Source organism: Flavobacterium orientale (assembly GCF_014638005.1).
GTDB lineage: Bacteria > Bacteroidota > Bacteroidia > Flavobacteriales > Flavobacteriaceae > Flavobacterium > Flavobacterium orientale.
In genome coordinates, this window is record NZ_BMFG01000009.1 from 18,586 (window position 1) to 39,019 (window position 20,434).

The 20,434-nt window shown below is 35.6% G+C and carries 34 protein-coding genes; all 34 read right to left on the reverse strand.

The genetic code is table 11. The annotated features are described in order from the left end of the window. Positions 1 to 104: 104 nt before the first annotated feature. Entirely contained in the window at positions 105 to 1,397 is a 1,293-nt protein-coding gene (gene eno / locus IEV15_RS11375) for a phosphopyruvate hydratase (protein WP_188362654.1), read from the reverse strand. Positions 1,398 to 1,554: 157 nt separating this feature from the next. Further along, a complete protein-coding gene (gene carA, locus IEV15_RS11380) occupies positions 1,555 to 2,673 on the reverse strand; it encodes a glutamine-hydrolyzing carbamoyl-phosphate synthase small subunit (RefSeq protein ID WP_188362655.1) in 1,119 nt (372 codons plus the stop codon). A 354-nt stretch (positions 2,674 to 3,027) separates the two neighbouring features. Continuing rightward, the gene (gene rplQ, locus IEV15_RS11385; protein WP_188362656.1) at positions 3,028 to 3,534 is read right to left on the reverse strand and encodes a 50S ribosomal protein L17; all 507 of its coding nucleotides are present in this window, start codon (positions 3,532 to 3,534) and stop codon (positions 3,028 to 3,030) included. Positions 3,535 to 3,597: 63 nt separating this feature from the next. Then, entirely contained in the window at positions 3,598 to 4,590 is a 993-nt protein-coding gene (locus IEV15_RS11390) for a DNA-directed RNA polymerase subunit alpha (RefSeq protein WP_188362657.1), read from the reverse strand. Positions 4,591 to 4,611: 21 nt separating this feature from the next. Then, entirely contained in the window at positions 4,612 to 5,217 is a 606-nt protein-coding gene (gene rpsD / locus IEV15_RS11395; protein WP_188362658.1) for a 30S ribosomal protein S4, read from the reverse strand. A gap of 116 nt (positions 5,218 to 5,333) precedes the next feature. Then, positions 5,334 to 5,717, reverse strand: coding sequence for a 30S ribosomal protein S11 (gene rpsK, locus IEV15_RS11400; protein ID WP_112086712.1), 384 nt, complete (start codon positions 5,715 to 5,717; stop codon positions 5,334 to 5,336). An 8-nt stretch (positions 5,718 to 5,725) separates the two neighbouring features. After that, complete coding sequence (gene rpsM / locus IEV15_RS11405) at positions 5,726 to 6,100, reverse strand: 30S ribosomal protein S13 (RefSeq protein ID WP_188362659.1); 375 nt, start codon at positions 6,098 to 6,100, stop codon at positions 5,726 to 5,728. 2 nt (positions 6,101 to 6,102) lie between these two features. After that, entirely contained in the window at positions 6,103 to 6,219 is a 117-nt protein-coding gene (ykgO, locus tag IEV15_RS11410) for a type B 50S ribosomal protein L36 (RefSeq protein ID WP_084139925.1), read from the reverse strand. 12 nt (positions 6,220 to 6,231) lie between these two features. Next, the gene (gene infA, locus IEV15_RS11415) at positions 6,232 to 6,447 is read right to left on the reverse strand and encodes a translation initiation factor IF-1 (protein WP_026714631.1); all 216 of its coding nucleotides are present in this window, start codon (positions 6,445 to 6,447) and stop codon (positions 6,232 to 6,234) included. Positions 6,448 to 6,449: 2 nt separating this feature from the next. Continuing rightward, the gene (gene secY, locus IEV15_RS11420; RefSeq protein ID WP_188362660.1) at positions 6,450 to 7,796 is read right to left on the reverse strand and encodes a preprotein translocase subunit SecY; all 1,347 of its coding nucleotides are present in this window, start codon (positions 7,794 to 7,796) and stop codon (positions 6,450 to 6,452) included. A gap of 11 nt (positions 7,797 to 7,807) precedes the next feature. Beyond that, entirely contained in the window at positions 7,808 to 8,260 is a 453-nt protein-coding gene (rplO, locus tag IEV15_RS11425; RefSeq protein WP_188362661.1) for a 50S ribosomal protein L15, read from the reverse strand. Between the two features lie 11 nt (positions 8,261 to 8,271). Next, on the reverse strand, positions 8,272 to 8,454 hold the full coding sequence (rpmD, locus tag IEV15_RS11430) for a 50S ribosomal protein L30 (RefSeq protein WP_188362662.1): 183 nt from the start codon (positions 8,452 to 8,454) through the stop codon (positions 8,272 to 8,274). A 12-nt stretch (positions 8,455 to 8,466) separates the two neighbouring features. Continuing rightward, on the reverse strand, positions 8,467 to 8,991 hold the full coding sequence (rpsE, locus tag IEV15_RS11435) for a 30S ribosomal protein S5 (protein WP_188362663.1): 525 nt from the start codon (positions 8,989 to 8,991) through the stop codon (positions 8,467 to 8,469). A gap of 6 nt (positions 8,992 to 8,997) precedes the next feature. Next, on the reverse strand, positions 8,998 to 9,351 hold the full coding sequence (gene rplR, locus IEV15_RS11440) for a 50S ribosomal protein L18 (protein ID WP_188362664.1): 354 nt from the start codon (positions 9,349 to 9,351) through the stop codon (positions 8,998 to 9,000). A gap of 13 nt (positions 9,352 to 9,364) precedes the next feature. Beyond that, a complete protein-coding gene (rplF, locus tag IEV15_RS11445; protein WP_188362665.1) occupies positions 9,365 to 9,907 on the reverse strand; it encodes a 50S ribosomal protein L6 in 543 nt (180 codons plus the stop codon). 15 nt (positions 9,908 to 9,922) lie between these two features. Next, a complete protein-coding gene (gene rpsH, locus IEV15_RS11450; protein WP_188362666.1) occupies positions 9,923 to 10,321 on the reverse strand; it encodes a 30S ribosomal protein S8 in 399 nt (132 codons plus the stop codon). A 140-nt stretch (positions 10,322 to 10,461) separates the two neighbouring features. Next, entirely contained in the window at positions 10,462 to 10,731 is a 270-nt protein-coding gene (gene rpsN / locus IEV15_RS11455) for a 30S ribosomal protein S14 (RefSeq protein ID WP_112086722.1), read from the reverse strand. A gap of 3 nt (positions 10,732 to 10,734) precedes the next feature. After that, positions 10,735 to 11,286: a 50S ribosomal protein L5 gene (gene rplE / locus IEV15_RS11460; RefSeq protein WP_188362667.1), complete on the reverse strand. Its 552-nt coding sequence runs from the start codon at positions 11,284 to 11,286 to the stop codon at positions 10,735 to 10,737. Positions 11,287 to 11,288: 2 nt separating this feature from the next. Continuing rightward, positions 11,289 to 11,603 (reverse strand): 50S ribosomal protein L24, encoded by a 315-nt coding sequence (rplX, locus tag IEV15_RS11465; RefSeq protein ID WP_188362668.1) that lies wholly within the window; start codon positions 11,601 to 11,603, stop codon positions 11,289 to 11,291. 11 nt (positions 11,604 to 11,614) lie between these two features. Next, on the reverse strand, positions 11,615 to 11,983 hold the full coding sequence (gene rplN / locus IEV15_RS11470; RefSeq protein WP_007803649.1) for a 50S ribosomal protein L14: 369 nt from the start codon (positions 11,981 to 11,983) through the stop codon (positions 11,615 to 11,617). A gap of 2 nt (positions 11,984 to 11,985) precedes the next feature. Further along, the gene (rpsQ, locus tag IEV15_RS11475; protein WP_188362669.1) at positions 11,986 to 12,243 is read right to left on the reverse strand and encodes a 30S ribosomal protein S17; all 258 of its coding nucleotides are present in this window, start codon (positions 12,241 to 12,243) and stop codon (positions 11,986 to 11,988) included. A gap of 17 nt (positions 12,244 to 12,260) precedes the next feature. After that, entirely contained in the window at positions 12,261 to 12,452 is a 192-nt protein-coding gene (gene rpmC / locus IEV15_RS11480) for a 50S ribosomal protein L29 (RefSeq protein WP_188362670.1), read from the reverse strand. 14 nt (positions 12,453 to 12,466) lie between these two features. After that, on the reverse strand, positions 12,467 to 12,886 hold the full coding sequence (rplP, locus tag IEV15_RS11485; RefSeq protein ID WP_188362671.1) for a 50S ribosomal protein L16: 420 nt from the start codon (positions 12,884 to 12,886) through the stop codon (positions 12,467 to 12,469). 20 nt (positions 12,887 to 12,906) lie between these two features. Then, on the reverse strand, positions 12,907 to 13,647 hold the full coding sequence (gene rpsC / locus IEV15_RS11490; protein ID WP_188362672.1) for a 30S ribosomal protein S3: 741 nt from the start codon (positions 13,645 to 13,647) through the stop codon (positions 12,907 to 12,909). Positions 13,648 to 13,655: 8 nt separating this feature from the next. Beyond that, positions 13,656 to 14,066: a 50S ribosomal protein L22 gene (gene rplV / locus IEV15_RS11495; protein ID WP_188362673.1), complete on the reverse strand. Its 411-nt coding sequence runs from the start codon at positions 14,064 to 14,066 to the stop codon at positions 13,656 to 13,658. Positions 14,067 to 14,072: 6 nt separating this feature from the next. Next, entirely contained in the window at positions 14,073 to 14,351 is a 279-nt protein-coding gene (rpsS, locus tag IEV15_RS11500) for a 30S ribosomal protein S19 (protein ID WP_188362674.1), read from the reverse strand. A 10-nt stretch (positions 14,352 to 14,361) separates the two neighbouring features. Beyond that, the gene (gene rplB, locus IEV15_RS11505) at positions 14,362 to 15,186 is read right to left on the reverse strand and encodes a 50S ribosomal protein L2 (protein ID WP_188362675.1); all 825 of its coding nucleotides are present in this window, start codon (positions 15,184 to 15,186) and stop codon (positions 14,362 to 14,364) included. Between the two features lie 7 nt (positions 15,187 to 15,193). Beyond that, a complete protein-coding gene (gene rplW / locus IEV15_RS11510; RefSeq protein WP_188362676.1) occupies positions 15,194 to 15,484 on the reverse strand; it encodes a 50S ribosomal protein L23 in 291 nt (96 codons plus the stop codon). A 7-nt stretch (positions 15,485 to 15,491) separates the two neighbouring features. Further along, on the reverse strand, positions 15,492 to 16,121 hold the full coding sequence (gene rplD / locus IEV15_RS11515; protein WP_188362677.1) for a 50S ribosomal protein L4: 630 nt from the start codon (positions 16,119 to 16,121) through the stop codon (positions 15,492 to 15,494). Further along, a complete protein-coding gene (gene rplC, locus IEV15_RS11520) occupies positions 16,121 to 16,738 on the reverse strand; it encodes a 50S ribosomal protein L3 (protein ID WP_188362678.1) in 618 nt (205 codons plus the stop codon). The genes rplD and rplC overlap by 1 nt, the downstream gene beginning before the upstream one ends. 111 nt (positions 16,739 to 16,849) lie before the next feature. Further along, positions 16,850 to 17,155, reverse strand: coding sequence for a 30S ribosomal protein S10 (rpsJ, locus tag IEV15_RS11525; RefSeq protein WP_026710316.1), 306 nt, complete (start codon positions 17,153 to 17,155; stop codon positions 16,850 to 16,852). Between the two features lie 11 nt (positions 17,156 to 17,166). After that, positions 17,167 to 19,323, reverse strand: coding sequence for an elongation factor G (gene fusA, locus IEV15_RS11530; protein WP_188362679.1), 2,157 nt, complete (start codon positions 19,321 to 19,323; stop codon positions 17,167 to 17,169). A 10-nt stretch (positions 19,324 to 19,333) separates the two neighbouring features. Then, positions 19,334 to 19,810, reverse strand: coding sequence for a 30S ribosomal protein S7 (gene rpsG / locus IEV15_RS11535; RefSeq protein ID WP_188362680.1), 477 nt, complete (start codon positions 19,808 to 19,810; stop codon positions 19,334 to 19,336). Positions 19,811 to 19,834: 24 nt separating this feature from the next. Continuing rightward, a complete protein-coding gene (gene rpsL / locus IEV15_RS11540; RefSeq protein ID WP_188362681.1) occupies positions 19,835 to 20,239 on the reverse strand; it encodes a 30S ribosomal protein S12 in 405 nt (134 codons plus the stop codon). Between the last annotated feature and the right edge of the window lie 195 nt (positions 20,240 to 20,434).

Here is a 20,434-nt window from a genome sequence, read left to right on the forward strand (position 1 = left end):
CTAAAGTTTACAAATGAGTATAATGTGGTTTTGATTTAGAATATGAAAAAGAAAAACCCTTTCAAATTCATTGAAAGGGTATCTTTATAAAGTCTTAAAAAAAACTACTTCTGTTTGAAAGCATTCAATCCGGGAAAGTAAGCCACCTCACCTAATTCTTCTTCAATACGAAGCAATTGATTGTATTTTGCCATACGATCGGAACGCGAAGCCGAACCGGTTTTAATTTGACCACAGTTTAAAGCTACGGCTAAATCCGCAATAGTATTGTCTTCTGTTTCTCCCGAACGGTGTGACATCACAGAGGTATAACCTGCATTGTGAGCCATATTAACCGCTGCAATAGTTTCGGTTAACGTTCCTATTTGATTTACTTTAATCAAAATAGAATTGGCAATTCCTTTATCGATTCCGGTTTTTAAACGTTGAACGTTAGTTACAAATAAATCATCACCTACTAATTGAATTTTATCTCCAATTAAATCGGTTAAATATTTCCAACCTTCCCAGTCATTTTCATCCATTCCGTCTTCAATGGAAATGATTGGGTATTTAGCAGCTAGTTCCGCTAAATATTCAGCTTGTTGTGCAGAAGTTCTAATTTTTCCGGTATCGCCTTCAAATTTTTTGTAATCGTAATTTCCGTTTACATAAAATTCGGCAGCAGCACAATCCAAAGCTATCATCACATCATCCCCAAAAGTATAACCTGCATTTTCAACGGCCAATTTGATAGAATCTAACGCGTCTTCTGTTCCGCCGGGTAAGTTCGGTGCAAAACCACCTTCGTCACCTACTGCAGTTGACAAATGACGATCGTGTAATACTTTCTTCAAGTTGTGAAAAATCTCCGTTCCCATTTGCATGGCATGCGTGAAATTTTTAGCTTTTACAGGCATAATCATAAATTCCTGAAATGCAATCGGAGCATCAGAATGCGAACCTCCGTTAATGATATTCATCATTGGAACTGGTAATGTATTGGCAGAAACACCACCCACATAACGATATAAAGGCATTCCTAATTCGTTAGCAGCAGCTTTGGCAACGGCTAATGAAACACCAAGAATAGCATTGGCACCTAAATTTGATTTATTTGGAGTTCCATCCAATTCAATCATGGTTTTGTCGATTTGATTTTGTTCAAAAACGGACATACCCACTATTTCATTGGCAATGTTAGTATTTACGTTATCTACTGCTTTCAACACGCCTTTTCCCATATATGATTTTCCACCGTCACGTAACTCTACAGCTTCGTGTTCTCCGGTTGAAGCTCCTGATGGAACAGCGGCTCTTCCTAAAATTCCGTTTTCTGTAATGACATCCACTTCAACAGTTGGATTACCTCTTGAATCAAGGATTTGTCTTGCATGTACTTTAATAATAATACTCATGGTTTATTTATTTACTATTTTTTAGTTACTTATTTTGATGATACACAAATTTACGGATTCTAAATTTTGATTTTTATATAATTTAATCAAAGTTATAAACGCAAACGTTTTAGTAAAAAGAGACCTGACAATTACACAAACTGTCAGGTCTTTCTATTCAAACTTCTTGTAAAGTTGCTTTTTTAATGTTGGAAATGAAATCATCAAACAAATAAGATGAATCGTGTGGACCCGGACTTGCTTCGGGATGGTATTGCACCGAGAAACAATTCTTAGATTTCATTCGCATTCCGGCTACGGTTCCATCATTAAGGTGTTCGTGGGTGATTTCTAAATCGGGATGTTTTTCAAGTTCTTCGCGAACAACAGCAAATCCGTGGTTTTGAGAAGTAATTTCACCTTTTCCGGTGATGAGATTTTTTACGGGATGATTGATTCCGCGATGTCCGTTGAACATTTTATAAGTAGAAATGCCGTTGGCCAAACCAATGATTTGATGACCAAGACAAATTCCGAATAATGGTTTATTGTCGGCAATGATTTGTCTTGCTACTTCGATTACGCCGACCAATGGTTCCGGATCTCCGGGACCGTTGGACAAAAAGTAACCATCAGGATTGAAACTTTGTAAATCGGCATACGAAGCGTTGTATGGAAATACTTTGATATAACAATCTCTCTTGGCTAAATTGCGAAGGATATTGGTTTTAATACCTAAATCTAACGCAGAAATTTTATACGTTGCGTTTTCATCTCCCAAGAAATAAGGTTCTTTGGTTGAAACGGTGGAAGCTAACTCCAATCCCTTCATGTCTGGAACGTTGGCCAATTGATGTTTCAGTTCGTCAATATGCGTTCCGTCAGTACAGATAACAGCGTTTTGTGCTCCATTATCGCGAATATAGCTTACTAATGCTCGTGTATCAACGTCAGAAATAGCGATTAGGTTTTGTTTTTCGAAATAGTCGTATAAACTTCCGGCTGCATCGGGTCTGGAATAGTTAAAGCTGAAATTCTTGCACACTAATCCGGAAATTTTGATAGAATCGGATTCTACTTCTTGGTCGTTTACACCATAATTTCCAATGTGTGCATTGGTGGCTACCATAATTTGACCGAAATAGGACGGATCGGTAAAGATTTCCTGATAGCCTGTCATTCCGGTGTTGAAGCAGACTTCACCGAAGGTTTTTCCGCTGATTCCGATTGATTTTCCGTGAAAAATAGTGCCATCTGCGAGTAAAAGAATGGCGGGTTGTCGTGTGGTGTAGTTCATTGTTGTGTGTTGTTTTGCAAATTTAGTTTAAATTCTGAATTTGGGAAAGTTTTTTTTTCTTAGGTTCTGAGGTTCTGAGGCACTAAGGTTTTGATGATGGCTTCTTATGGAATTCAATCTTTTTATGGTTTACTTTCTAGCCCCGACCTGCCTGCCGGCAGGCAGGTTGCAGCGATATCCTTTTGTGTAGTTTACGGAACAAAAGATATAGCGGAAAGCGGGAAAATGGTTTCCTGAAAAAGCCCGAGCCATTGCTCTGCCAATTCGCTATCGCTCGGGTCGCTTCTGAAAAAATCAAAAAAAAAGGACAAACTCGAAAGTTTATCCTTTATTTTTATTGAATAAATGGTTTCATTATTCAGCAGCTTCGGTTGTTGGAGTTGAATCAGCAGCTGGAGCTTCCGGTGCTTTTGCTTCTGGAGCAGCGGCTTCGGTTTTCTTAGCTTTTCCACCACGACGGCTTTTTGCTTTTTTCTCTTCTTTTTTACCTCCGTTGTATAGTTCGTTGAAGTCAACTAGTTCGATCATCGCCATATCAGCGTTATCTCCCAAACGATTTCCTAACTTGATGATACGTGTGTAACCACCTGGACGGTCGCCCACTTTTGCTGCTACTTCTCTAAATAGTTCAGTAACACCATATTTATTTCTCAAGTAAGCAAATACGATACGTCTGTTGTGCGTAGTATCTTCTTTTGATTTTGTGATCAATGGTTCAACGAATTGTTTCAAAGCTTTTGCTTTGGCAACTGTTGTATTGATTCTTTTGTGCTCAATTAATGAACAAGCCATATTAGCCAACATTGATTTTCTATGACCTTGTTGTCTGCTTAAATGGTTTACTTTTTTTCCGTGTCTCATGACGTGTTTTTTAAACCTTCATCTTGCATCTATCCGCTTTGGAGAGCAAAATATGAAGTAAATTTATTCTTTATCTAATTTATATTTTGACAAATCCATTCCGAAATGTAAGTTTTTGATTGCCACAAGCTCATCAAGCTCGGTCAGTGATTTCTTACCGAAGTTACGGAATTTCATCAAGTCGTTTTTATTGAATGATACTAAATCACCAAGCGTTTCAACTTCTGCAGCTTTTAAACAATTTAATGCTCTTACAGACAAATCCATATCAACAAGCTTAGTTTTAAGCAATTGTCTCATGTGCAATGATTCTTCATCATACGATTCTGTTTGAGCAATTTCGTCAGCTTCAAGCGTTATTCTCTCGTCTGAGAACAACATAAAGTGATGAATTAAAACTTTTGCAGCTTCTGTTAAAGCATCTTTAGGATTTATTGAACCATCAGTTTTAATTTCAAAAACTAATTTTTCATAATCTGTTTTTTGCTCAACACGGAAGTTTTCGATAGCATATTTTACATTCTTTACAGGTGTAAAAATTGAATCGATAAAAATAGTTCCAATTGCTGCATTTTGCTTCTTATTTTCTTCGGCAGGAACATATCCTCTTCCTTTTTCAATTGTTAATTCAATATTTAAATTAACTTTTGAATCAAGATTACAGATAACTAACTCAGGGTTTAATACTTGAAATCCTGAAATGAATTTCTGAAAATCGCCTGCAGTTATTTGATCTTTACCGGAAAGTGAAATTGTTACAGTTTCATTATCAACTTCTTCAATTTGACGTTTAAGTCTAACTTGTTTCAAGCTTAAAATGATTTCAGTAACATCTTCAACTACACCAGAAATCGTAGAAAATTCGTGATCAACACCTTCAATACGAACAGAAGTTATTGCATAACCTTCAAGAGCTGAAAGTAAAACTCTTCTAAGTGCATTTCCAACTGTCAATCCGTAACCGGGTTCTAAAGGTCTGAATTCAAACTTACCTTCAAAATCGGTTGAATCGATCATGATAACTTTATCGGGTTTTTGAAAATTAAATATTGCCATAATTTAGACTTCTGTCAATTTTTATTTGTTGTATAACTCAACGATTAGTTGTTCTTTGATATTTTCTGGTATTTGTAAACGTTGTGGAACAGTAACGAAAGTACCTTCTTTTGTATCATTGTTCCAAGTAATCCATTCGTAAACAGTGTTTGAATTTGCCAAAGAACTGTTGATTGCTTCAACTGATTTTGATTTTTCACGAACTGCTACTTTATCGCCTGGTTTTAGGTGGTAAGAAGGAATGTTAACGATTTCACCGTTTACTGTAATATGTCTGTGTCCTACAATTTGACGAGCAGCTCTTCTTGATGGAGCTACACCCATTCTGTAAACCACGTTATCTAATCTTGCTTCGCATAATTGTAAAAGGATTTCACCTGTTACACCTTTTGATGCTGATGCTTTTTCAAATAAGTTTCTGAATTGTTTTTCAAGAATTCCGTAAGTGTACTTCGCTTTTTGCTTTTCCATTAACTGAACTGCATATTCAGATTTTTTACCTCTTCTCTTAGCCAAACCATGTTGTCCAGGTGGGTAATTTCTTTTTTCGAAGGCTTTGTCTTCTCCGAATATAGCTTCGCCAAATTTACGAGCTATCTTAGTTTTTGGACCAGTATATCTTGCCATTTTAAATTGTTTTAAAGTAGTGATTATGAATTCAGGTCAAATCCTTCGATAATCAAACTCTACTTTTTGTTATACTTAATTAAACTTATAAATTGCTGAATTAATTTCAGCTAAAATTATACTCTTCTTCTTTTTGGAGGTCTACATCCGTTGTGTGGCATTGGTGTTACGTCAATGATTTCTGTAACTTCAATTCCACCGTTATGTATTGAACGGATAGCAGACTCACGTCCGTTTCCTGGCCCTTTTACATACACCTTAACTTTTTTCAAACCTGCCTCAAGTGCAACTTTAGAACAATCTTCTGCTGCCATTTGAGCGGCATAAGGGGTGTTCTTTTTTGATCCTCTGAAACCCATTTTACCGGCAGATGACCAAGAAATTACTTCTCCTTTTTTATTGGTAAGAGAGATAATAATGTTATTGAAAGTTGCATTAATATGAGCTTCACCCGTTGATTCAACGATAACTTTACGTTTTTTTGCTGTTGCTTTAGCCATATTACTTATTATTTAGTTGCTTTTTTCTTGTTAGCAACAGTTTTTCTTTTACCTTTTCTTGTTCTAGAATTGTTCTTAGTTCTTTGTCCTCTTAATGGAAGACCAGATCTGTGACGAATTCCTCTGTAACACCCAATGTCCATAAGACGTTTGATGTGTAAAGATACTTCTGAACGCAATTCACCTTCAATCTTGTAATAGGATACCGCGTCACGGATTCCTCCGATTTCGTCATCATTCCAATCTTGAACTTTCTTGTCTTGACTAACTTGAGCTTTTTCTAAAATCTCAATAGCTCTGCTTTTTCCGATACCAAAGATATAGGTTAATGCAATAACTCCTCTTTTGTTTTTGGGTATATCAACCCCTGCTATTCTTGCCATAATTATCCTTGTCTTTGTTTAAATCTAGGATTCTTTTTGTTAATAACGTACAATCTACCTTTTCTACGTACAATTACGCATTCGGCACTTCTCTTTTTAACTGATGCTCTTACTTTCATTTTGAATAAGCTTTAATATCTGTAAGTAATTCTTGCTTTGGACAGGTCATATGGACTCATTTCCAGTTTCACTTTATCACCAGGTAATAATTTGATGTAATGCATACGCATTTTTCCTGAAATATGAGCAATAACAACGTGACCGTTTTCTAACTCTACACGAAACATTGCATTTGATAATGCTTCAATAATGCTCCCGTCTTGTTCTATTGCTGATTGTTTTGCCATAATTAAGCTACTGCTTTTCTATTTTTGCCACTTTTCATTAAACCATCATAATGTCTGTTCAACAAGTATGAATTGATTTGTTGAATGGTATCAATTGCAACTCCAACCATAATTAACAATGATGTACCTCCAAAAAACATACCCCAGTTAGGTTGCACATTCATCAAATTAACCACAATAGCTGGGAACACAGCAATAAGAGCTAAAAATAACGAACCTGGGAAAGTAATTAAAGACATCACTTTATCTAAGAAATCTGACGTCTCAACTCCTGGTCTAATACCCGGAATAAATCCACCACTTCTCTTTAAATCATCTGCCATTTTGTTTGTTGGTACTGTAATTGCCGTATAAAAATAGGTGAAAACAACTATTAATAGTGCAAATACAATATTATAAGCTAATCCAAACATATTGCTGAATTGACCGGTAATACTTTGAGCTGTTTCAGAATCTGAAAGACCTGCAACGGCAGCCGGTATAAACATAATTGCTTGAGCAAAAATGATAGGCATAACTCCTGAAGCATTAAGCTTAAGTGGAATAAACTGTCTGTTTCCTCCCATCATATCTTGTTCAAAATCACCTGAAGTTGTTCTTCGGGCATATTGAACAGGAATCTTTCTCACAGCCATTACAAGTAAGATACAAGCAATAATAACCAATAACCAAAGTATAATTTCAAATACTAAAAGTACAGGTCCACCATTTCCTTGTGTCAATGTAGAAGTAATCTCTTGGATAAATGACTGTGGTAATCTGGCAATAATACCTACCATAATCAAAAGTGAAATTCCATTTCCAATACCTTTATCTGTAATTTTTTCACCTAACCACATTGCAAATATAGTACCGGTTACTAAAATAATTACAGAAGAAAATAAGAACGAAAACGAATTGAATCCAAGCAAAAATGCATCTGACGGTAATGTTCTGTATAAGTTATAGATATAACCCGGACCTTGAACAAGAGTAATTGCAATAGTTAACCAACGTGTAATTTGATTAATCTTTTTTCTTCCACTCTCACCATCTTTTTGCAATTTTTGTAAATATGGAACTGCAATGCCCATTAACTGAACCACAATCGATGCAGAAATATAAGGCATGATTCCTAAAGCAAACACGGACGCTTGTGAAAAAGCACCACCAGTGAACATATCTAGTAATCCTCCAATTCCTTGAGAAGTTTGATCTGCCAAACCTGCCAATTTAGTGGCGTCAATACCAGGTAGTGTTACTTGTGCACCAAATCGATAAACTAATAGTAAACCAAGGGTAACTAAAATTCTGTTTTTTAGTTCTTCAATTTTCCAAACGTTAGCGAGTGTATCAAAAAATTTCTTCATATACAAGAAAATTATAAAGTTACGGCTTCACCACCAGCAGCTTCAATAGCAGCTTTTGCGGTTGCAGTAAATTTATGAGCGGTTATTTTCAATTTTGCTTTAAGTTCTCCTCTACCTAAAACTTTTACTAATTCATTTTTAGTAGCTAATCTATTTTCAACTAATACAGAAAAATCAACTGTATCTGTTACTGTACCATTATCTACTAAAGCTTGTAATGTATCAAGATTAACACCTTGATAATCTACTCTATTGATATTTTTAAAACCAAACTTAGGCACACGTCTTTGAAGTGGCATTTGTCCACCTTCAAATCCAATCTTTTTAGAATAACCAGAACGAGATTTTGCTCCTTTGTGACCACGTGAAGCGGTTCCACCTTTTCCAGATCCTTCTCCTCTACCTAATCTTTTATTTTGATTGTGTGTTGAACCTTCTGCAGGTTGTAAGTTACTTAAATTCATAATGAATTGTATTATTTAGTTTCTTCAACAGAAACTAAGTGTTGAACTTTATTTACCATTCCAAGGATAGCAGGAGTTGCATCATGTTCTACAACTTGACCTAACTTACGTAATCCTAAAGCTTCCAATGTTCTCTTTTGTGTTTGAGGACAGTTGATTTTGCTTGTTACTTGTTTTACTTTAATTTTTGCCATAATTTCCTTGAATTAACCTTTAAATACTTTCTCTAAAGATACTCCTCTTTGTTTTGCAACAGTGTAAGCACTTCTCATTTGCAATAATGCATCAAAAGTAGCTTTTACCACATTGTGTGGATTTGAAGATCCTTGAGATTTTGATAATACATCATGAATTCCTACTGATTCAAGAACTGAACGAACAGCTCCACCGGCAATAACTCCTGTACCATGAGATGCAGGCATTAAGAAAACACGTGCACCACCAAATTTACCTTTTTGTTCGTGAGGAACAGATTGACCACTTAGAGGAATTTTTACTAAATTTTTCTTAGCATCTTCAACAGCCTTAGCGATTGCTTCTGATACATCTTTAGATTTTCCTAAACCATGACCTACTACTCCATTTTCATCACCTACAACAACAATTGCAGAAAAGCCAAAAGCTCTACCTCCTTTTGTTACTTTGGTAACACGATTTACACTAACCAAACGATCCTTTAATTCAAGACCACTAGGCTTAACTAGTTCTACGTTTTTATAATTCTGATACATATTTTCTTAGAATTTAAGTCCGGCAGCTCTTGCACCTTCGGCTAATGATTTTACTCTTCCGTGATATAAATAACCTCCTCTATCGAAAGTTACATTTTCTATACCAGCTTTTAATGCTCTTTCGGCTACTAGTTTTCCAACTGCAGTAGCTTTTTCAACATTTGTACCTTTAGAATCTACTTCTTTATCTCTTGAAGAAGCGGCTAACAAAGTGGTACCATTTGCATCATCAATAAGTTGAGCATAGATTTCTTTATTGCTTCTGAACACAGAAAGTCTTGGTTTTTCGGTAGTACCGATAACAATTTTTCTAATTCTGTATTTGATTCTTTGTCTTCTATCAGATTTTGTTAATGACATAATCTTATTTTTTTTAAGCTGATTTACCTGCTTTTCTTCTTAATACTTCTCCAACGAACTTAACTCCTTTTCCTTTGTAAGGTTCAGGTTTTCTGAAGCCTCTAATTTTAGCAGCTACTTGACCTAAAAGTTGTTTGTCAAATGACGTTAATTTTACGATTGGGTTTTTACCTTTCTCTGAAACTGTTTCCAAAACTACTTCTGGAGCAACTTCTAAAATGATATTGTGTGAAAACCCTAAAGCAAGATCTAATTTTTGACCTTGGTTAGAAGCTCTGTAACCCACACCAACTAACTCTAATTCTTTCGTAAAACCTGTAGATACGCCAATAATCATGTTGTTGATTAATGAACGGTATAAACCGTGTTTCGATCTTTGGTCTTTATGATCTGATGATCGCTCAACTAATACTTGACCTTCTTCAACTTTCACTTCAACATCTGAGTATTCTTGTGTAAGTTGACCTAACTTCCCTTTAACTGTAATCACGTTATTTGCTACTTCAACAGTAACGCCTGCCGGGATTGCAACTGGATTTTTACCTATTCTTGACATCGTTTAGTCTTTTTTTTAGTATACGTAACAAATTACTTCTCCACCAACATTTAACTGTTTAGCTTGTTTTCCTGTCATAACTCCTTTTGAGGTAGAAACGATAGCAATTCCTAAACCGTTTAAGATTCTTGGTAAATTAGACGAACCTGCATATTTACGCAAACCTGGTTTACTAATTCTTTGGATATCTCTGATTACCGGCTCTTTAGTATCTTTATCATACTTTAAAGCGATTTTAATGATGCCTTGAACACCACTATCATCAAACTTGTAACTTAAAATATATCCTTGATCGAATAAAATTTTTGTGATTTCTTTTTTAAGATTAGAAGCAGGAATTTCAACCACTTTGTGATTTGCCATTACTGCGTTTCTAACTCGAGTTAGATAATCTGCAATAGGATCTGTATACATATTTATAAAATTTTGGCGACGGTTTTCAGAGGAACTATTCCGCTGAACCTGAAGCCATTAAACACATTTTTTTGAGTAGATAATTGTACGTTACCTGCTAAAAGCTGGCAAATGTACAATTATCTGCTGGAATAAACTAACTACCAGCTAGCTTTCTTTACACCTGGAATTAATCCTTGGTTAGCCATTTCACGAAATGTTACACGTGAAAGACCGAATTGACGCATATATCCTCTAGGTCTTCCTGTTAATTTACAACGATTGTGTAAACGTACTGGAGAGGCATTTTTTGGTAATTTTTGTAAACCTTCATAATCACCAGCTTCTAATAAAGCTTTGCGTTTTTCAGCATACTTTTCTACCGTTTTTTGTCTCTTCACCTCACGGGCTTTCATTGATTCTTTAGCCATATCTTAATTCTTTTTAAAAGGTAAACCTAGTTCTGTCAATAATGATTTTGCTTCTTTATCTGTTTTAGCAGAAGTTACAAAGGTAATGTCCATTCCTGAAATTTTGTTTACTTTATCAATATCAATTTCAGGGAAAATGATTTGTTCAAGTACTCCAAGATTGTAATTTCCTCTTCCGTCAAAACCAGTTGCTTTGATACCACCGAAATCTCTAACACGAGGTAATGAAGATGTAATCAATCTATCTAAGAATTCATACATTCTTTCACCACGTAAAGTTACTTTGGCACCAATTGGCATTCCTTTTCTTAATTTAAAAGACGCAACGTCTTTTTTAGAAATTGTAGATACTGCTTTTTGTCCTGTAATTTTAGTCAATTCATCAACTGCATAATCAACTAATTTTTTATCGGATACAGCAGCTCCAACTCCACGGCTTACAACAATTTTTTCCAATTTAGGAACTTGCATTACATTCTTGTAACCGTACTCTTCTTTCAAAGCAGCAATAACTCTGCTTTTATATTCTTCTTTTAGTCTAGGTATATAAGCCATCACTATAATACTTGATTAGATTTTTTTGCAAATCTTACTTTCTTATCTCCTTCTACTTTGATTCCAACTTTAGTTACTTTTTTTGACTTTGGGTCAATCAAAGATAAATTTGAAATTTGAATAGGAGCTTCTTTCTTTACGATTCCACCTTGAGGGTTTTTTGCACTTGGTTTAGTGTGAACAGAAACCATGTTTGTACCTTCAACAATCGCTTTATTTGCATCACGGAAAACACGTAAAACTTTACCTTCAGTTCCTTTATGGTCACCTGCAATAACTCTTACTACGTCTCCAGTTTTAATTTTTAATTTTGTCATCATTAATCGAATTAAAGCACTTCAGGTGCTAATGATACAATTTTCATGAATTGTTTTTCACGAAGTTCTCTGGCAACCGGACCAAAAACACGAGTTCCTCTCATTTCTCCTGCAGCGTTTAACAATACACAAGCGTTATCGTCAAAACGAATGTAAGATCCATCAGCTCTTCTCACTTCTTTTTTGGTTCGTACAACAACTGCAGTGGATACCGCACCTTTTTTAACGTTTCCGTTAGGTGTTGCATCTTTAATAGACACTACAATTTTATCTCCAACAGAGGCATAACGACGTTTCGTTCCTCCTAAAACACGGATAGTCAAAACTTCTTTTGCTCCTGTGTTGTCTGCTACTTTTAATCTTGATTCTTGTTGTACCATAATTATTTCGCTCTTTCAATGATTTCAACTAATCTCCAACATTTTGATTTTGATAAAGGTCGTGTTTCCATGATCTTTACAGTATCTCCAATGTTACAGTCGTTTGTTTCGTCGTGTGCAACATATTTCTTAGTTTTCAACACGAACTTACCGTATAACGGGTGTTTTACTTTTCTTGTTTCAGAAACAACAATGGATTTTTCCATTTTGTTGCTAGTAACAACACCAACTCTTTCTTTTCTTAAATTTCTTTTTTCCATCTTTCAGCAGTATACAATTATTGTAACTCTCTTTTACTAATTTCAGTTGCTAATCTTGCTACTGATCTTCTCACTGCTCTAATCTGTAAAGGATTTTGAATAGGAGAAATAGCGTGAGCCATTTTTAGGTCGGTGTATGTTTTACGTAACTGACTTAATTGTTCTTGTAACTCAGCTGTAGACAGACTAATAATTTCTGATTGTTTCATAATTTTAAATAATATTATGCTTCGAAATCTCTAGCAACAATGAATTTTGTTTTAACAGGTAGTTTTTGAGCAGCTAAGCGTAATGCTTCTTTTGCTACTGACAAAGGAACTCCTCCTACTTCAAACATTATTCTTCCGGGTTTAACAACGGCAGCCCAATATTCTACGGCTCCCTTTCCTTTACCCATACGTACTTCTAGTGGTTTCTTAGTGATTGGTTTATCTGGAAATATTTTAATCCACAACTGACCTTCTCTTTTCATAAAACGAGTTGCGGCGATACGAGCTGCCTCGATTTGACGAGAAGTCAAGAAAGCAGAATCTAAAGATTTAATCCCAAACATTCCGTTAGAAAGTTCGTGCCCTCTTTGAGAAACGCCTTTCATTCTACCCTTTTGTACCTTACGGTATTTTGTTCTTTTAGGCTGTAACATTTTTTCTTTAGTTTAAAAAATTACTTTCTTTTGCGTTGGTTTGGTTTACCGCTTGGTTTCCCATTAGAGTTGTTACCTTTTCCACTTCCTGCAGCTTGTTTTTTATCCATACCTACAAGTGGAGAAAGATCTCTCTTTCCGTAAACTTCACCTTTCATGATCCATACTTTGATTCCCATTCTACCATAAGTAGTATGAGCTTCAGCTAAAGCATAATCAATGTCTGCTCTGAAAGTTGATAGAGGAATTCTTCCTTCTTTGAAACCTTCTGAACGTGCCATTTCAGCACCATTCAAACGACCTGAAATCAAAACTTTAATACCTTCTGCATTCATACGCATTGCTGCTGCGATAGCCATTTTAATAGCTCTTCTGTATGAAATACGGCTTTCAATTTGACGAGCGATACTTGTTGCAACTAAATAAGCATCTAACTCAGGTCTTTTAATTTCAAAGATGTTAATTTGAACCTCTTTGTCAGTAATTTTCTTAAGTTCTTCTTTCAACTTGTCTACCTCTTGACCGCCTTTTCCGATAATGATACCAGGTCTTGCAGTAGTGATAGTAACGGTTACAAGTTTTAAAGTTCTCTCGATGATTACTTTTGATACACTAGCTTTTGATAAACGAGCATGAATATACTTTCTGATTTTATAATCTTCGGCAATTTTATCACCGTAATCATTTCCACCATACCAGTTAGAGTCCCATCCTCTGATGATACCAAGTCTATTCCCTATTGGATTTGTCTTTTGTCCCATCTTAATTATTAATTGCTTTGTGTGTTATTATTAGCTCCAAGCACGATTGTTACGTGATTTGAACGTTTTCTTATTCTGTGTGCACGACCTTGAGGTGCAGGACGAAGTCTTTTTAACATCGCACCACCATCTACTCTGATCTCTTTTACAAATAAAGCTGCTTCTTCTAAGTTACCTTCTTCATTTTTTTGTTGCCAGTTATTAATAGCTGATAACAATAATTTCTCTAACTTTCTTGAAGCTTCTTTTTGACTAAATCTTAAAATATTTAGTGCTCTTTCCACTTTCTGACCTCTTACCAAGTCTGCTACTAGACGCATTTTTCTAGGTGAAGTAGGGCAGTTATTCAATTTAGCGAAAGCAATAGACTTATTAGCCTCTTTCCTCGCATCTGCTGTTTCTCTTTTACGAACTCCCATAACTTCTTATTTTTTACCTTTATTTTTAGCTCCAGCGTGACCTCTAAAAGATCTTGTTGGTGAAAACTCTCCTAATTTATGTCCTACCATGTTTTCTGTTACATATACAGGAACAAACTGACGACCATTGTGAACTGCGATAGTCTGTCCTACGAAATCTGGAGTAATCATAGAGGCTCTTGACCATGTTTTGATTACACCTTTGTTTGATTTCTCAACATTCTCCAGAACTTTCTTCTCTAATTTATAATGAACAAAAGGTCCTTTTTTTAATGAACGTGCCATATCTATCTAATTATTTCTTTCTGCGTTCAACAATATACTTATTACTCGGATTGGCTTTGGCACGAGTTCTATAACCTTTAGCTGGAATACCTTTTCTAGAACGTGGGTGACCTCCTGATGAACGTCCTTCTCCACCACCCATTGGGTGATCAACAGGGTTCATCGCAACTGGTCTTGTTCTTGGTCTTCTACCTAACCATCTTGATCTACCGGCTTTACCGGAAACGATTAATTGGTGGTCTGAATTCGATACCGCACCGATAGTTGCTGTACAAGTAAGCAAGATCAATCTTGTTTCACCTGAAGGCATTTTTATCGTTGCATATTTACCATCTCTTGCCATTAATTGAGCGAATGTACCGGCTGAACGAGCAATTGTTGCTCCTTGACCCGGACGTAACTCAATACATGAAATAACAGTACCTAAAGGAATTTTGCTCAATGGAAGTGTGTTACCAATTTCCGGAGATGCATTCTCACCTGACATTACTGTTTGTCCTACCTGCAAACCATTTTGAGCGATGATATAAGTCTTTTGACCATCAACATAACTCAATAATGCAATAAATGCAGTTCTGTTTGGATCGTACTCAATAGATTTAACTGTAGCTGGAATTCCATCTTTAGTTCTTTTAAAATCTATGACACGATATTTTTGTTTGTGACCACCGCCTGTATAACGCATGGTCATTTTTCCTTGACTATTTCTACCTCCAGAGTTTTTTTTCGGTGCGAGTAATGAACGCTCCGGCTTATCAGTTGTAATGGCGTCAAAACCATTAACAACTCTAAAACGCTGACCCGGGGTAATAGGTTTTAATTTTCTAACTGACATTGTTTAATTAGATATTGTTATAAAAATCAATAGTTTCTCCTTCGCTTACTTGAACAATTGCTTTTTTATAAGCATTTGTTTTAGCACTGATTAAACCACTTTTAGTGTATTTAACCGAGCGATCTGGTCTTACATTCATAGTGTTTACAGCAACAATATTTACACCATAAGCGGCTTCAATAGCATTTTTTATTTGCACTTTGTTAGCTTTCTTTTCCACTACAAAACCATAACGGTTAGCTAACTCAGTTTGTTTAGTAACTTTTTCTGTTATGATTGGTTTAATAATGATACTCATGGCTCTATTATTTACTTAAATTTTCTTCAATTCCTTCTAAAGAACTCTCTAGAAGCACCAATTTATTTGCGTTTAAAATCGCATAAGTGCTTAATTCTGAGTTTGTTACAACTTTAGAGGCCTTTAAATTGCGTGACGACAAATATACATTTTTATTTGAATCACCCAACACAAATAAAGATTTTTTATTTTCCAACCCTAAGGCTTTCAATATTGTAATAAAATTCTTTGTGTTTGGAGTTTCGAAATTAAAATCTTCTAGTACTACCAATTCTGAATCTTTTACTTTTTGAGAGAAAGCTGATTTACGAGCTAATCTTTTTAAAGTTTTGTTCAATTTGAAAGAATAACTTCTTGGTCTTGGACCAAAAACTGTACCTCCTCCTTTGAACAATGGATTCTTGATACTTCCTGCACGAGCAGTACCTGTACCTTTTTGTTTCTTAATTTTACGAGTACTTCCTGTAACCTCAGCTCTTTCTTTTGCTTTGTGAGTACCTTGTCTTTGATTAGCAAGATATTGTTTCACATCAAGATAGATAGCATGATTGTTAGGCTCGATAGCGAAAACAGCATCAGAAAGTTGAACTTTTCTGCCTGTTTCTTTTCCGTTGATATCTAAAACTTTTACTTCCATTACTTCTGAATGATTACATAAGAGTTTTTATGACCTGGAACGCATCCTTTAACAACCAAAAGGTTTTTGTCTGCTACCACTTTTAAAACTCTAAGGTTTTGAATTGTTACATTTTCTCCTCCAGTTCTTCCTGCCATACGCATCCCTTTGAATACTCTTGATGGATAAGAAGAAGCTCCTACAGAACCAGGTGCTCTTAAACGGTTGTGTTGACCGTGAGTTGCTTGTCCAACACCACCAAATCCGTGACGTTTAACAACCCCTTGAAAACCTTTACCTTTTGATACACCTTGTACATCAACAAATTCTCCTTCGTTGAATTGATCTACAGTGACTAAATCACCTAATTTAAACTCTGTTTCAAAATCTTGAAATTCAACGACTTTTTTCTTAGCAGAAGTACCCGCTTTTTGAAAGTGGCCAATAGCCGCTTTTGTAGCGTGTTTTTCTGTTTTGTCATCGAAACCAAGTTGAAACGCTTCATACCCGTCAACCTCTTTGGTTCTGACTTGGGTAACGACACATGGACCTGCTTCAATTACTGTACAAGGAATGTTTTTCCCGTTTTCGTCGAAGATGCTAGTCATGCCGATTTTTTTTCCAATTAACCCAGACATATAAAACTAATTAATAATTAATAAAATTCTTTTTTTTGTTTCGTAGTAAAACAAGAGTATTAAGTAATAAGAAAAGTCTTATTACTTAATACTTTCGTCTCTGTACATTTATCACACTTTGATTTCAACTTCAACACCACTTGGCAACTCTAATTTCATTAGAGCATCAATTGTTTTTGAAGAAGAAGAATAGATATCTAATAATCTTTTGTATGAACTCACTTCAAACTGCTCTCTAGCTTTTTTGTTAACGTGTGGAGAACGTAATACAGTGAAAATCTTTTTGTGTGTAGGTAATGGAATTGGACCTGTTACTACAGCACCGGTACTTTTTACCGTTTTTACAATCTTCTCAGCTGATTTATCAACCAACATGTGATCGTAAGATTTTAATTTTATTCTGATTTTTTGACTCATTTTCTTAAGAATTAAGCGTTTCCTTTTGCTTTTTTGATAACCTCTTCAGAAATATTTGAAGGAGTTTGTTCATAATGTGAAAATTCCATTGTAGATGTTGCTCTACCAGAAGATAATGTTCTTAAAGTAGTAACATAACCAAACATTTCTGAAAGTGGAACATTTGCTTTGATAGTCTTAGCACCTGCTCTGTCTCCCATATCGTTTACTTGACCTCTACGACGGTTTAAATCTCCAACGATATCTCCCATGTTTTCTTCAGGAGTAATTACTTCAATTTTCATAATTGGCTCAAGAATTACAGCTCCGGCAGCTTTTGCAACCTCTTTGTAACCCATTTTAGCAGCTAATTCGAAAGAAAGAGCATCCGAATCCACAGGGTGGAATGATCCGTCTAATAAAGTAACTTTTAAACTATCTACAGCATATCCTGCTAAAGGACCTGTTTTCATAGCTTCTTTGAAACCTTTTTCAACAGAAGGAATATATTCTTTTGGAACGTTACCTCCTTTTACTTCGTTAACAAACTGAAGACCTACGAATGGTTTTCCATCCACATCGTCAGCTGGTCCTAAACGGAAAACGATATCACCAAATTTACCACGTCCACCAGATTGCTTTTTATAAGTTTCTCTGTGTTGTGCAACTTTAGTAAATGCTTCTTTGTATTCAACTTGAGGCTCACCTTGGTTTACTTCAACTTTGAATTCACGTTTCATACGATCTACAAGAATGTCTAAGTGTAACTCACCCATACCTGAAATAATCGTTTGACCTGAAGCTTCATCAGTTCTCACTGTAAAAGTTGGATCTTCTTCAGCTAATTTAGCTAAAGCCATACCCATTTTATCAACGTCTGCCTTAGTTTTTGGCTCGATAGCGATACCAATTACAGGATCAGGGAATTTCATACTTTCTAATACAATAGGATGTTTTTCATCACACATTGTATCTCCGGTTTTGATATCCTTAAATCCAACAGCAGCTCCAATATCTCCAGCCTCAATATAATCGATTGGATTTTGTTTGTTTGCGTGCATTTGGTAGATACGAGAGATACGCTCTTTGTTTCCTGAACGAGTGTTCAAAATATAAGAACCTGCATCTAAACGACCTGAATAGGCACGAAAGAAAGCTAAACGTCCAACATAAGGATCCGTTGCAATTTTAAAAGCTAAAGCTGCAAATGGTTCTTTTGGATCAGGACGACGCAATATTTTCTTTTGATCTTCTTCTAACAAATCAGCATCATCAGGATGAATTCCTTCGATACCTTCTTTATCCATTGGAGATGGTAAGTATTTACAAACTGCATCTAACATGAACTGAACACCTTTGTTTTTGAAAGATGAACCGGCAATCATTGGAATAATAGCCATGTCAATTGTTGCAGCACGTAAAGCTGTATTAATTTCTTCTTCAGTAATAGAATTTTCATCTTCCATATACTTATCTAAAAGATTCTCATCATATGTAGCAATCTCTTCAATAAGTTTTGAACGATATTCTTTTACTTCATCAACCATATCAGCTGGAATTGGAACGATGTCAAAAGTTGCCCCCTGCGTTTCATCATGCCAAATAATAGCTTGGTTTTTTACTAAATCTACTACTCCTCTAAAATCATTCTCTTCTCCAATTGGCAATGTAATTGCAACTGCGTTTGATTTCAACATGTCTTTAACTTGTTGACAAACGTTTAAGAAGTTAGAACCTTGACGGTCCATTTTGTTTACGAATCCCATTCTTGGAACTCTGTATTGATCAGCAAGTCTCCAGTTAGTTTCAGACTGAGGTTCAACACCGTCAACCGCACTAAATAAGAAAACTAAACCATCTAATACACGTAACGAACGGTTTACCTCTACTGTAAAGTCAACGTGACCGGGAGTATCGATAATATTAAAGTGGTATGGTTTTGATTCCGGCAATGGTTTCCCTTGCTCAGTTGGAAAACTCCACTCACAAGTGGTAGCAGCAGAAGTAATTGTAATACCTCTTTCTTGCTCTTGTGCCATCCAGTCCATTGTTGCAGCACCATCGTGCACTTCACCAATTTTGTGTGATTTTCCTGTATAAAATAGAATACGCTCTGTTGTTGTAGTTTTACCTGCATCAATGTGAGCTGCAATTCCAATATTTCTTGTGTATTTTAAATCTCTAGCCATTTTTTATGAATTAAAATCTAAAGTGAGAGAACGCTTTGTTAGCTTCTGCCATTTTGTGAGTATCCATTCTTTTCTTAACTGCTGCACCTTCTTCTTTAGCTGCTGCTAAAATTTCAGAGGCAAGTTTAGCTGCCATTGATTTTTCGTTTCTTCTTCGTGCGTATAAAATCATCCATTTGATAGCATAAGATATCTTTCTATCCGGACGAATTTGCATTGGAATCTGAAATGTTGCTCCACCTACTCTACGACTACGTACTTCTACGTGAGGCATAACATTGGTCAAGGCATCTTTCCAAATTTCTAATGACGATTTTTCTGCATCTTGTTTCTTAGTTTCTACGATTTCCATTGCATCATAGAACACTTTGAAAGCAGTTGATTTTTTACCATCCCACATTAAGTTGTTCACAAAACGTGTTACCAATTGATCATTGAATTTTGGATCCGGTAAAAGAGGTCTTTTTTTGGCCTGTCTTTTTCTCATGTCTTTTCTTTAAAAGTTTTTAACTTACTTTTTCTTTGCGGGTGCTGCTACTTGTCCTGGTTTTGGTCGTTTTGCACCATATTTCGAACGACGTTGAGTACGACCGGCTACACCAGCTGTATCTAAAGCCCCACGAACAATATGGTATCTAACTCCTGGCAAATCTTTTACCCTTCCGCCTCTAACTAATACTATCGAGTGCTCTTGTAGATTGTGTCCTTCTCCCGGGATGTAGGCATTAATCTCGTTTCCGTTTGTTAAACGAACCCTTGCTACCTTTCTCATTGCTGAGTTTGGTTTCTTTGGAGTTGTTGTGTAAACACGAGTACATACACCTCTTCTTTGAGGACAAGAATCTAAAGCAGCCGATTTACTCTTCTTAGTTATTTGGGCTCTCCCTGTTCTTACTAATTGTTGAATTGTTGGCATAATTAATACTAAAAATTTTTCTTGTTTTTAAAATTACCCTATTTTTAGGGGTTGCAAATGTAAGAAATATTTTTTGCAAAACAAATCATAATTTATTTATTTTCTAATGGTTAGCATTTTTATTGATTTGAATATAAATTTTTCATCTAAAATAAGCCTGATTTTGAGACTTTCTTGAATGGATTACTTTTAATA